Origin of the sequence: Streptomyces sp. CB01881 (assembly GCF_002953255.1) — a bacterium.
In the GTDB taxonomy this organism is placed as follows: Bacteria; Actinomycetota; Actinomycetes; order Streptomycetales; family Streptomycetaceae; genus Kitasatospora.
On the sequence record NZ_CP026498.1, the window covers coordinates 5,749,586 to 5,762,528 of the forward strand.

7 protein-coding genes are annotated in these 12,943 nt (G+C 75.7%); all 7 read right to left on the reverse strand.

The features are described 5' to 3' along the window. Window positions 1-170: 170 nt before the first annotated feature. Window positions 171-1,952 carry an ABC transporter family substrate-binding protein gene (locus C2142_RS14860; protein ID WP_148643082.1) on the reverse strand — a complete coding sequence of 594 codons (1,782 nt, stop codon included), beginning with the start codon at window positions 1,950-1,952 and terminating at the stop codon, window positions 171-173. A 93-nt stretch (window positions 1,953-2,045) separates the two neighbouring features. Next, entirely contained in the window at window positions 2,046-4,478 is a 2,433-nt protein-coding gene (locus C2142_RS14865) for a SpoIIE family protein phosphatase (RefSeq protein ID WP_241003200.1), read from the reverse strand. A 489-nt stretch (window positions 4,479-4,967) separates the two neighbouring features. After that, window positions 4,968-7,709 (reverse strand): SpoIIE family protein phosphatase, encoded by a 2,742-nt coding sequence (locus C2142_RS14870; protein WP_241002587.1) that lies wholly within the window; start codon window positions 7,707-7,709, stop codon window positions 4,968-4,970. A gap of 264 nt (window positions 7,710-7,973) precedes the next feature. Next, window positions 7,974-8,381, reverse strand: a complete 408-nt coding sequence (locus C2142_RS14875; RefSeq protein ID WP_148644795.1) for an NUDIX domain-containing protein — start codon at window positions 8,379-8,381, stop codon at window positions 7,974-7,976. A gap of 363 nt (window positions 8,382-8,744) precedes the next feature. Continuing rightward, window positions 8,745-10,295 (reverse strand): DUF4190 domain-containing protein, encoded by a 1,551-nt coding sequence (locus C2142_RS14880; protein WP_148643083.1) that lies wholly within the window; start codon window positions 10,293-10,295, stop codon window positions 8,745-8,747. Between the two features lie 156 nt (window positions 10,296-10,451). Continuing rightward, a complete protein-coding gene (locus C2142_RS14885; RefSeq protein ID WP_148643084.1) occupies window positions 10,452-11,270 on the reverse strand; it encodes a methyltransferase domain-containing protein in 819 nt (272 codons plus the stop codon). Between the two features lie 154 nt (window positions 11,271-11,424). Next, entirely contained in the window at window positions 11,425-12,777 is a 1,353-nt protein-coding gene (locus C2142_RS14890; protein ID WP_174315703.1) for a hypothetical protein, read from the reverse strand. Window positions 12,778-12,943 lie beyond the last annotated feature (166 nt).

The following is a 12,943-nucleotide window of genomic DNA, read 5'->3' on the forward strand; positions in this document are numbered from 1 at the left end:
GGGCAGGACATGCCACGGCTTCCTCCTATCGTACGGGGAACCGCCCAGGTGGGCCGAAACGAGCAGGTCGCGCGGGATCAAGATCACAGCTGGATCACGTCCCGTTCACCCGGCGGACGCCTCCCGAACCCCGTCCGGGCGGGCCTCCGCGGGCGCCGGGGCGGCCCCGGTCAGCCGGTGAGCAGGCCGACGTCCTGGAAGCGGGGCCAGCCGTAGCCCCAGGCGCCCGCGCCGGCGATGCCGGTCCGGACGGCGACCAGCTCCGGGCGCTGGAACAGCGGCACCGAGTGGCCGAGCTGCCAGATCCGGGTGTCCGCCTCCTGGAGGAGGGCGAGGTGGGCGGCCGGGTCGAGTTCGGCGGCGGCGCGGTCGAAGAGGCGGTCGATCTCCTCCGTCCCCGTGCGGCCGTAGTTGCTGCCGGTCTCCAGGGCGCCGTCCGGGCCGGGGCGGGGCTTGGCGTAGACGGGGCGCTGGTCGACGGCGGGGGTGGGGCCGGCCGGCCAGGAGAAGAGGGCGAGGTCGTAGCCGCCGGTGGCGAGGCCGGTCCGGACGAAGGTCTCGGCGGGCACCGCCTGCGGGCGGACGGCGATGCCCGCCCCGGCGAGGCCGGCCGCCAGCGCGTCGGCGGTGCGGCGGGCGGTCGCGGAGTCGGAGGGGATCAGCAGGGTGAGCGAGAGCTGCCGGCCGTCCTTGGTCCGGGTGCCACCGCCCTTCGGCCGCCTCCAGCCGGCCGCGTCCAGCAGTCTGCCCGCGTCCGCCGGGCCGAGGGCGTCCGCGTTGTCCCGGTAGCCGTCCTGGTCGCCGGCGAAGAGGTGGCTGCCGAGCGGGGCGGGGGCGAGGCCGAGCGGGGTGAGGGCGGCGTCGGCGATCCGCCGGCGGTCGACGGCCCGGGCGAGGGCCTGCCGGACGGCCGGGTCGGTGAGCGGTGCGCGGGCGGCGTTGAGGGTGAGCTGGGTGAGCGAGGCCGCGGCGGCCCGGTGCACGGTGACGCCGGGCAGCGTCTCGGCCCGGCGCAGCGCCTGGGTGGCGGCCTCGGCGCGGTCGGCCGAGGTGCCGGGCGCCGCCTGGGCCCGGTCGACGGCCGCGGTGATCGGGGCGATGTCCAGCCGGTCCTGGTCGAGCGCGTCGAGCCGCCGTTCGGGCGGGGTGGCGAGGAAGTCGATCCGGTCGGCCCTGGGCTCGTCTCCCCACCAGAGCGGGTTGCGGACCAGGGTGACCCGCCCGCCCGCCGGGTCGTACCCGTCCGGCCCGGAGAGCGCGAACGGCCCGGCCGTCGGCTGCGGACCGCCGGCCAGTGGCCGGTTGAAGGCCGCCGGGGAGGCGGTCACGGCGGCGGGGTAGAGCGGCCCGAAGAGCGCCCGCCACTCGGCGTAGGGCTGCCGGAAGGTGACCTCGACCTCGGCGGGGTCCGCGCCCTGGGTGATCGAGTCGATCGCGTCGTAGCCGGCCGGGCGGGTGCCGGTGTAGGCGGGGTCGAGGCCGGAGAGGGCGGCCCGCTGGGCGGTGAAGTCGGCGGCCGAGAGCGGGGTGCCGTCGCTCCAGACGGCGTGCGGGTTGAGCCGGTAGGTGACGACCTGCGGCAGCCGCCCGGGCGGGGTGGACTCGGCGCCGAGCAGGTAGTCCGGGTCGGGGACGGCCCGGCCGTGCTCGTCCGGCCGGAACAGCGCGGGGTAGAGGGCGTGCGCGAGCAGCGCCGAGTCGGCGGTCGCCGCGGACTGGTAGAGGTTCAGCGTCGCGGGGACGGCGTCCAGCGCCCAGCGCAGCGTGCCGCCGTCCCGGACCCCGGCCCGGTCGTACGGGCGGACGTCACCGGTGACGGCGGTGGGGGCGGCGGAGGACGGGACGGGCGCCGGGGTGCGGACCGGGGCCGGGGCTCCGGAGCAGCCGGCCAGAGTCCCGGTGGCGAGCAGCAGCGCGGCGACGGCGGCTGCGGTGGGCTGGCGGACGCGCATGGCGGCCATGGAACGCCGCCGGGCAGCGGCCCGGCCCGCCGACACGGCGGGCCGGCGGGCGACTGCACCCGGACGGCCGACAGCCCGTCCGGGTCAGAGCGACAGCTCGAACCAGACGATCTTGCCCTTGGGCGTACGCCTGCTGCCCCAGCGCTCGGCCAGCAGGCTGACCAGCTGGAGCCCGCGTCCGCCCTCGTCGGTCTCCTGGGCACGCCGCTGGCGCGGCTGGGCGTAGCCGTCGTCCCAGACCTCGCAGACCATGGAGCTGTCGCGCAGCAGCCGGAGCCGGATCTCGCCCCTGCCGTGCCGCAGCGCGTTGGTGACCAGCTCGCTGACCAGCAGCTCGGTGGTGTCCACCAGCTCGTCCAGGCCGCGCGCCAGCAGCCAGCTGCAGGCCTTCTCGCGGGCCTTGGCGACGGAGGTGGGCTCGGGCGGCAGGAACCACTGGCCGACGGCGTCCTCGGGGAAGGCGTGCACCTTGGCCATCAGCAGGGCGATGTCGTCCTCGCCGTGGTGCGGGTTGAGCTCGCCGAGGACGTGGTCGCAGAGGTCCTCCAGGCCCTTGCCGTCGGCCGACAGCGCGGTGCGGAAGGCGCGCAGGCCCTCGTCGAGCTGGTGCTTGCGGCTCTCCACCAGGCCGTCGGTGTAGAGGCCGAGCACGGCGCCGTCCGGCAGGGTCAGCTCGACCTCCTCGAACGGCTCGCCGCCCACACCGAGCGGCAGGCCGGGCGGCACGTCGAGCATCCGGGCGGGTTCGCCGGGGCTGAGCAGGACGGGCGGCAGGTGGCCGGCGTTGGCGAAGGTGCAGCGGCGGGTGACGGCGTCGTACACCGCGTAGACGCAGGTCGCGAGGTAGACCTCGCGGGCCTCCTCGTCGGCGGTCGAGGTGAGCCGCCCGTACGGGGCGGGCGGCGCCGCGGGCGCGGTGTCGTCGCCGAGGCCGCGGGCGATCTCGTCGAGGGCGGTGAGCACCTCGGCGGGGTCGAGGTCGAGCATGGCCAGGGTGCGGACGGCGGTGCGCAGCTGGCCCATGGCGACGGCGGCGCGCAGGCCGCGGCCCATCACGTCGCCGATGACCAGGGCGGTGCGGTTGCCGGGCAGCGGGATGACGTCGAACCAGTCGCCGCCGACCTCGGTGTTGTTGTTGCTGGGGAGGTAGCGGCAGGCGATCTCCAGGCCGCTGGCGGCCGGGTTGCCCGGGGGCAGCAGGCTGCGCTGGAGGATCAGGGCGCGCTCGTGCTCGCGGCGGTAGAGCCGGGCGTTGTCGATGCAGACGGCGGCCCGGGCGACCAGCTCCTCGGCGATGGCGACGTCGCGGGCGTCGAAGGGCTCGCTGCCGATCGCCCGGGAGAGCTGGACCAGACCGAGCACCTGGTCGCGGGCGACCAGCGGGACGATCAGCGTGGAGCGCAGCAGCGGGTCGGGCCCGGGCTCGGGGACGACGCTGCGGCCGGTGCGCAGCGCCCGCGCGTGCGGGGAGCGGCGCGGGTAGCAGAGGGTGCCGCCGGCCTCGGCGATCGGCAGGCCGGTGACCGAGCCGAGCACCGAGGAGGCGCCGCCGACCACGCTGGAGACGGCGACCCGGCGCAGTTCGCCGCTGCCGTCGGTGAGCACGCCGTCGCCGTAGCGGCCGGCGCTGGGGACGGTCTCGCCGGAGAGCAGCGCGGTGTAGAGGTCGACGGTGGCGAGGTCGCAGAACGGCGGGACGACGACGTCCAGCAGCTCCTTGGCGGTGGTCTCCAGGTCGAGCGTGGAGCCGATGTGGGCGCTGGCCTCGTTGAGCAGCGCCAGGTTGCGGCGCACGCCGTCGGCCTCGCGCTCGGCCACGTGCCGGCTGGTGACGTCGGAGACCTGCCCGGCGACGCCCATCGGCCGGCCGGCCGAGCCGTCGAGCCGGTAGAGCGAGACGGCCCAGAGCCGGTTGCCCTCGCGGGTGGGGACGGCCGAGTGGAAGCGCAGGTCGAAGACGGGCTGGCCGGTGGCGAGCACCTTGCGCAGCGCGGCGGTGAGCCGGTCGGCCTCGGAGTTGGGGAAGAGGTCGTGCGCGGTGAGGCCTTCGAGGTCGGTGGGGGCGAGGCCCATCCCGGAGGCGAAGGCGTCGTTGACGCGCTGGAGCCGGAGCCGGTCGTCGAAGAGGATGAAGCCGGTGGGCGTCTGGCCGAAGACGGCCTCGGAGGCCGCGAGGTCGGTCTCGATCCGGCGCAGCCGGCCGAGGTCGACGGCGAGACAGGTGGCGCCCGCGGTGGGCAGCGCGGTGTCGGGCATCAGGTAGAGCTCGGCGAGGCCCTCGCCGCCGGTGGCGTCACGGTAGGGCACGGTGCCGACCCACTCCTCGCCGGCCAGGGTGCGTTCCAGCCGGGCGCGGCCGCGCTGCCAGAGCTCGCGCGGCACGAAGGTGGTGATCGGGTCCGAGCCGACCGCCTCGATGGCGGGCAGGCCGAAGAACTCGGCGGCGCGGTCGCTCCACTGGCTGATCCGGCCGTCCGGGCCGATCGCGAAGGTGGCGACCCGGATGTAGTCGTAGATCGAGCCCGGGTCCCCGGCGCCCCACTGGCCGGTGCCGGCCGCCGGGCGGGCGGCCTGGCCCTGCCCGGGGGGTGCGGCCTGGGGGGCCGCCGGGGCGGGCAGGTGTGGGGAACCGGCCTGCCCGGGCACAGCGGCATGACCGCTGCTGCTCGGCGCACTACGCGCCGGGGTGCTGTTCAACGGACCGACCCCTCCAAACCCGCGACCGTCCGGATGCCGAGAAGACCGAGTATTCATCATCGAGGGGTACGTTCACACGCCCTCAACATCACAACATCAGATCGGGCGAAGGTTTTTGTCCTACCGCCCGCGCAACCACAATGCCACGCTCGCGCCCCCTGCCGGAGCGCGCGCTCCCCCTGGCCTCCCGTTGGCATATGCGGCTCCGTTCTACTCGCGTCCTGCTCGGCCCCGGCCACCCGCCCCGCTGCGCCCGGCGCAGGGCGTCCGCCCGCGCGCGCCTCTTGACGGTTGGCTCGCCGTGTTCGCTCACGGCTCGTCGGGCTCATTACCCGGCAGCGGCTGCTCGAACCAGACGACCTTGCCCATGCCCTCCGCCCGGGCGCCCCAGCGCAGCGCGAGCCGGCGGACGAGTTCCAGGCCCCGGCCGCCCTCGTCGGCCTCGGCCGCGTGGCGTTCGCGGGGCGGGTCGGGCAGCGGGTCCGAGATCTCGACCACCAGCGTCTCGCCCAGCGTCAACCGTACGCCGATGGGTGCGCTCGCATAGCGGACCGAGTTGGTGACCAGCTCGCTGACCAGCAGCTCCGCGGTGTCGGTCAGCGCCTCGACGCCCCACTCGGCGAGCGTCGCGCGGACCAGCCGGCGGGCCCGGGAAACGGCTGTCGGCTCCGCGGGCAGCGTCCAGCCGGCCGTCGGGGTGCCGGCCTGGCCGTGGCCGAGCCTGGCCAGCAGCAGCGCGACGTCGTCCGGCTCGCGGCCCTGCTCCATGGTGTCCAGCACCGCCTCGCAGGCGGCCTGGATCGAGGCGTGGGGCTGCTGGAGGACGGTGACCAGGCGGCCGAGGCCGACGTCGAGGTCCTTGTCCCGGGACTCCACCAGGCCGTCCGTGCAGAGGGCGAGCAGGCTGCCCTCGGGGATCTTCAGTTCGACCGCCTCGAACGGGACGCCGCCGACGCCGAGCGGGGCGCCGGAGGGCAGGTCGAGGATCCGCCCGGCACCACCGGGCAGCGGGCCGCCGTTGCGGGTCGGCTCCTCGGCCCCCTCGCCCGGCACGATCAGCACGGGTGGGATGTGGCCGGCCTTGGCGACCGTCAGCCGGGCCGTGGCCGGGTCGAACACCGCGTAGACGCAGGTCGCCAGCAGGGCCTCGTCCGGCCCCTGGGCGAGGTCGTCGGCCAGCTCGTGGACGTGCCGCAGCAGCACGTCCGGCGGCAGGTCCAGGGCGGCCAGGACGCGCACGGCGGTCCGCAGCCGGCCCATCGTGGCGGCGGCCCGCAGGCCGTGCCCCATCACGTCGCCGACCACCAGCGCGGTGCGGTCCCCGGGCAGCGGGATGACGTCGAACCAGTCGCCGCCGACCTCGGTGCCACTGCTGCCGGGCACGTACCGGTAGGCGACCTCCACGCCGGTCGGCTGCGGGACCTGCTGCGGGAGCAGGGTGCGCTGCAGGGTCAGTGCGGCGGTCCGCTCGCGGGCGTAGAGCCGGGCGTTGTCCAGCGAGCTGCCGGCCCGGTCGGCCAGCTCGACGGTGAAGGCGAGGTCGTCGCGGTCGAAGCCCTCGCGGTAGCCGGCCCGGCTGACCAGCAGCAGGCCGATCACGATGCCGCGGGCGCGCAGCGGCACCACCAGCATCGAGTGGACGCCCAGGTCGTGGGCGGCCTGCATCTTGGGGTCGCCCGGGTAGGTGACGTCGTCCAGCTGGTCGGCGCCGGAGAGCAGCTCCGGGACGCCCGTGCGCAGCACCCGGCCGCAGGCGGAGTCCTCGGCGAAGGTGATCCGGGCGCCGCGGCGCAGCATGACCTCGACCTCGGGGCCGTCCTGGACGGAGGCGGTGCCCAGCTGGAGCAGCGAGGTGCGCCGGTCGTGGCCGTGCCGGGGCAGGTCGTCGCCGTGCGCGACGGCCTGGAGCAGGATCACCGCGGAGTGGTCGGTGAGCCGGGGGACGACGGCGCCGGCCAGCTCCTGGGCGATCCGGGAGGCGTCCAGGAGGTCGCCTACCCGGGAGCCGAACTCGTTCAGCAGCGAGAGCCTGCGCCGGGCGTGCTCGACCTTGGCCACCGCCCGGTAGCGCTCGGTCACGTCCATCACGGTGCCCGAGATCCCGAGCACCCGGCCGGCCCGGTCGGTCATCCGGCTGTAGGAGATCGAGCGGTAGCCGGAGCGGGCGGTGACCGGCGAGGCGAGGGTGACGTCGATGACCGGCTCGCCGGTGGCCAGCACCTGGCGCTGGATCGCGGTGATCTCGTCGGCGGCCCGCTCGGGAAGGGTCTCGCCGGTGGTGAGGCCCACGTGGTCCTCGGTGGCCATGCCGTTCATCTCGGCCAGGGTCTGGTTCACAGCGGTGTAGCGCAGGTCGGTGTCGAGGATGGCGATGCCCAGCGGGGACTGCTCGAACAGCGCGTCGCGGACGGCGAGGTCCCGCTCGACGGCCCGGACGGCGCCCGCCTCGGCCAGGTTGACCTGGAGGAACGGGGTGCCGTCGCCGTCCACCAGCAGGGAGATCCGGGCGTCGAGGGCGACGGGTGCGCCGTCGCGGTCCCGCAGTTCGGCGGGACCGGCCCAGCGGCCGTGCCGCAGGGTGTCCTGGATCGCCGCGCGGATCCGGCCGACCTGCTCCTCGTCCGGGATCAGCTCGTCGATCCGGCGGCCGACCAGCAGCTCGCTCGGCCAGCCGAGCAGCTCCTCGGCGGCCGGGCTCCAGAGGACCACCCGGCCCGCGGTGTCGAGGATCGCGATGGCGACCTTGACCACGTCGAGCAGGTTGCCCTCGTTGTGGTCGCCGGGGCCGCCCGGCTCCGGGCCGGGGCCGCCGGGGAAGGGCCGGCCGGGGCGGCTGCGGATGCCCACCGGCGGGACCGCGTCGACGACCACCAGGGGCGGCGCGGCCTGGTCCGGCGGCGGGGCATCGGGGGCCTCCCCGCGGCGACGGCCGGCCGGCGGCTGCGGCGGCTGGGCCGGGCGCGGGCCGCGGCGCAGCCGGGCGCGGGCGGCTGCGCTCCCCCCGCTGCCCGCGCGTCGCGCTCCCCCGCCGCCGTTACCGGTACTCGACACCGACGGGGCCTCCGGCTCTGGTCGGGATCGGCGGCGCCGGCTGGGGGCGGCTCACCGATGGTGACGAATAGTGCCGAAAAGTGACATACCCAGCAGAACCCAGGCTATCCCGGCTTCTGGATCGGCTTTTCCGATTGACCTACCTGGCGTATTGCGCGTCGCGGCCGCGACTGTTCCGCCTCCCGGGTCCGCGGGTGCGGACGGGTGGCACAAGGGCGCGGGCCAGGGGGCGGTACGACGGTCAGGGGGCGGGCGGTGTGACGGTCAGGGGGTGGTGTGCGCCGCGTCGAGCAGCCGGGCGACGTCCGGGAGGACGGCCCGGTCGTGGTCCAGCCAGTCGACGTCGTCCAGCTCCTGCGGGCCGAGCCAGCGCAGCTCGTCGTGGTCCTCCAGCGGCCGGGGGTCGCCCGAGAGCAGCTCGGCCCCCCAGATGTGCAGCTCCAGGCCCGGTCGCACCAGCCACGCACCGGGCAGCCGCTCCACCGCCCGTGCCCGGACGCCCAGTTCCTCCAGCAGCTCCCGCTCCAGCGCCTGCTCCTCGGTCTCGCCGGGCTCGGCCTTGCCGCCCGGGAACTCCCAGCGCCCCGCCACCTCGGCCGGTGCACTGCGACGGGCGGCCAGCACCCGGCCACGGTGGACGAGCGCGCCGCCGACGACGATCCGATTTTCCATGGCCCCGACCATAGAACCCCCGGGCGCCCCGCCCTCCACCCAGTACAGCTGCTTGTGGCCGCGCGCCTCGAACTCGGCGGCCAGCCGCTCGGCCCCGGCCCGGTCCAGCCCCCCGGCGACCAGGAAGCGGTTGCCGTTGTCGTCCTGCCGCATCACCCGAAAGGTGTCCATGCCTGCGAGCGTAGGGGGTATCCGGCGGGTGGCCGCGAACGCCCCCGGCCCGCGTGGGGGTCGGGCCGGGGGCGGCGTCCACCGGACGCTACGCCCGGCCCGCTACCGGCAGGTACGGTCCCTGTTAACGGCCGGTAAGACGTGACCGCGGGCACCGGCCCCGCACCGGGCCCGGTCGGGCCGGACAGGTGGTCAGGTCTGGATCTCGCCGACCTGCTCGCCGGTCGAGAGGCCGAGGCTGCGGCGGATCTCGACGGTCAGCTTGGCCGACTTGGTCACCAGCGTCTTCGCCCGCCGCACCTCGCGTTCGAGCGCGGTGTCGTCGGCCGACCTGGCCGCGGTGTCCCAGGCTGTGGCGGCCTCCCGCTGGGCGGCCGCCAGCTCGGCCACCTTGGCCTTGGCGCCCTCCGGCCAGACCGTCGACCCCTTGGAGAGGTCCTCGGCCTCCTTGCGGGAGGCGTCCGCCATCTGCCGGGCCCACGCCGCGTACTCGGCGTGCGACTCGGCGATCTCGGTCTGCGGCTCGTTCCAGTACGCGCTGTTGAAGGCCCGGGCGGCCTCCAGGTAGGCGAGCTGGGCCGGGTTCAGGACGGCGCGGTCGGTCCGGACGCTGCCGCGGTGCTGGGCGTCGCGGTCCTCGTAGGTGCAGGTGACGTAGCGCTCGCCGGACTTCCAGTTGGCGCGGCTCGGGTAGAGGTAGACCTCGTCCATGCCGTCCGGCACGGCCCAGTAGTCGAGGGCGTACTCGTCGAGCACCGGGCCGCAGAGCGTGGCGGCCCGGTCGCGGACGTGGGTCTCGCCCGGGTAGGCCGGACCGTCGCTCTCCGGGATCCGGGTGGTGCCGGCCACCTCGCCGTGGTGCGGGAGCATGCACGGCACCTTCATCACCCAGAAGACCGTCTGGTCGGCCTCCCCGGGGTCGGAGCCGGCCTGGTCCCCCGGCGGGTTGTAGCAGTCGCCGGACTTGAGCGAGGACCAGAGCACGGAACCCGCCGGCGCCTTCGGGGTGCGGGCCGGCCGGCCGGCGTCGTCGCTCGCCTCGACGCCGGTGACGAGCACGGCGATGACGCCGAACAGGACGGCGAGCGCCCCGAGGGAGCCGAAGACCAAGCCGGTCACGGCCATGCCGCGGCCGCGCTCGTTGCGCTTGTGGATCTGGACCAACGCGACGATGCCGAAGGCGATGGCCAGCGGCCACATGCAGAGCAGGCCGGTGATCAGCGAGGCGACGGCGAAGCCGTTGGTGGCCTCGGAGGTCGGCGGGTAGGGGTGGCCGGGCTGGAAACCGGACATCGAGCCGGGCGGGACGGCGGCCCAGCCCGTACCCGCGGGCGGAGGCCCGGCGGGCGGCCCGAAGGCCGGGGGTCCCGGGGGCACCGGGGCGCCGGCGGGCGCACCGGCCGCGGTGGGGCCGGGGACGGCCCACGGGTCCACGGGCGCGGCGGGCGGGGCGTCCTCGGCGGGCGCGCCGCCGGTCGGGGCGGCGGCCGGGGCCGGGACGGCGTCCGGGGCCGGCGGCTTGGTCAGCTCCACTCGGTCGGCCGGCACGGCTTCCGGTGCGGGGGCCTCCGATGCGGGGGCGTCCGGCGCGGGGGCGTCCGCGGCCGCGGTCCCCTCGGCAGGGACCCCCGCCACCGGAACGTCCGTCACCGGGCCGCGGGCCTCGGGGACATCCGTCACGGGAACGTCCGACGCGGGAACGTCCGGCGCGGGGACGGGCGCGTCGGGCTCGGGCTTGGACACGTGGACTCCCCCGCCCGCCGGTCACGGGCATCAGCTCGGCAGTTCGACTCGAACGTTCCGCAGGCGGAGCACACCGCTGCGATGGGAACGGACGCGCGACTTTACCCGATCTTGCCGAACACCCTCCCGTTCTTTTCCCTGGCCGCCGACCCCGGACTACCCGCGCGCCAGCACCTCCCCGTGCAGCATCGCGAACCAGCCGTCCTCCGCCTTCACCCACTCCCGCCAGCCGCCCGCGATCCGCTCCAGCTCTGCCCGGTCCGCCAGCCCCTCGGCCACCGCCGTCCCGGCCGTGCTGGAGTCCACCGTCCGGTCGGCCCACAGGCCGCCCCACCACTCCCGGCGTTCGGGCGTCGCGAACGTCCAGTTGCTGGACGAGGCGGTGACCTCGGCGAAGCCCGCCTCCCTGGCCCAGGACAGCAGCCGCCGCCCGGCGTCCGGCTCGCCGCCGTTGGCCCGGGCGATCCGCCGGTACAGGTCCAGCCAGCGGTCCAGTTCGGGCACCTCCGGGTACCACGTCATGCTCGCGTAGTCGACGTCCCGGGCGGCGACCACGCCGCCCGGCGCCGTCACCCGGCGCATCTCCCGCAGCACGGCCACCGGATCGCCCACGTGCTGCAGCACCTGGTGGGCGTGGACCACGTCGAACTCCCCGTCCGCGTAGGGCAGTCCGTGCGCGTCGGCGACCTCGAAGACCACGTTGGACAGGCCTCGCCCGGCGGCGTGGCGGGCCGCCGCCTCCAGCACCTCGGCCGAGGTGTCCACGGCCACCACCCGCCCGGTGGGGCCGACCAGTTCGGCCAGGTCGGCGGTGATGGTGCCGGGGCCGCAGCCGACGTCCAGCAGGGCCTGCCCGGGTCGCAGGCGGGGCACCAGGTAGGCGGCCGAGTCGGCGGCGGTGCGGGAGCGGTGCGAGCGCAGCACCGACTCCTGGTGGCCGTGCGTGTAGGCGGTGGCGGGCTGCGGTCCGGTCATGGCGTCCCCCTGGGGCGGTCTCGGTTCTCCGACGCCTCCGACGCTACTCCTCGTCCCGTATGGCGAGAAGATTCGTCTCATATTTCGATCACCCCGGAGCGCGCGGAAGCCCCCGGCCGGCCTGCGGTCGGGGGCTTCCGTCCTGCTCCTGCGCCTAGTTGACGGTGAACCAGGTGGTGCGGGACTTCTTCCACTCCGGGTGGGTGAGGTCCTTGGCCGCGGTGCCGTCGCCGTACAGGTCGGCCGAGCCGTCGTCGGTGATCAGCTGCACCCGGGCGCCGGGGGCGGTGAGGTCCGGGACGTCCACCACGGCCTCCCACCCGCCCGCGTCGTCGGTCGGCAGGTCCAGCACCTTGACCGGCTGCGAGCCGGGCCGCCCGTCCCAGCGGTAGAGCGCGTACGGGTCGGAGTTGTCGTCCGCCGCCCAGGAGCCGGCCACGATCAGGTACTGGCCGAGCGCGTTGCGGCGCAGGTCGCGGACGGAGAGCCCGCCGAGGTCCAGCTCGATCGGGGTACCGAACGCGGCGTGCGCCGAACCGCCCGGCAGCGACGAGAAGTTGGTGACCGGCACGATCAGCGCCCGGCCGCCGGTGACCGCCGGGGTGAGCGGCGCGCGGAAGCCCACGTACGCGGTGGTGGAGCTGCCCGGCGCGAACTCCAGGCCCTCGACGTTGAACCCGTCGATCTGCTTGGGCACCTGGCCGTCCGCCGCGCCGGCCGCGAAGCCGTAGCGGTTGCCGTTGGCGCGGTCCCAGGCGATCAGGTCGTCACGCAGGCCGGTGTACGCGCCGGCCGGCGCGAGCTGCGTGTCCGCGCCCGAGCCGCTGACGGTGGTGGCGAAGACGGTGTGCCGGTCGGGCTTGACCACGCCGTCCTTGTTGTTGCCCAGCGAGCCGGTCCAGTAGACGGTGTTCCCGACCCGGGTGGCGCCCTCGATGTCGATCTCCTTGGAGACGCCGAGCGCCGAGCCGAAGTCCCAGGTGCGGACGGGCGCGCCCGAGGCGTTCCGGTCGTACAACCGCAGCACGTTGGACTCGTCGTCGGCCACCAGGATGTGGCCGCCGCCCGCGTCCACCGCCGCCGAGGCGTCGCTGGAGCCGGTCAGGTAGCGGCTCTCGGCCGCGAACCGGACGGCGGGCGAGGCCGCGTAGTGCAGCGTCTTCGTCGCGCTCCTGCCACCGAGACCGGTGACCTTGACGGTGAGGTCGGTGTAGCCGACGCCCCGCGCGGCCACCGCGAGGGTGCGGGTGCCCGTGGTGCCCGTGACGGTGACGTCGCCGGTCCGGGCGACCGAGCTGCGGGTGGTCGCCGAGGCGGCCACCGTCAGCGCGGAGGCCGCCGCGCCGCTCTGCGAGACGGTGACGGTGACGGTCGGGTCACCGGTGGCGCCGACCGCGCCGGAGAGGTACCCGGCCGAGAGGGTGATCACGGGGGTTCCGTACGTCACGGCGGCGGCGGAGCCGGCGGGCAGCGCGAGGACCGGCAGTGCGGCGACGGCGACGGCCAGCGGCAGCAGACCGCGGGAGAGACGGGACACGGGGACGGCCCTTCGACGTGGGGGCGGTGCGAGGTCCGGACCAGGGTGGAGCCCCCCGGCGAACGCCGCCCCTCCAGGACCGGGCCACCGGACGAACAGCAGCCCTCGCGCGTCCGGCGCACACGGCCGGGCCGTA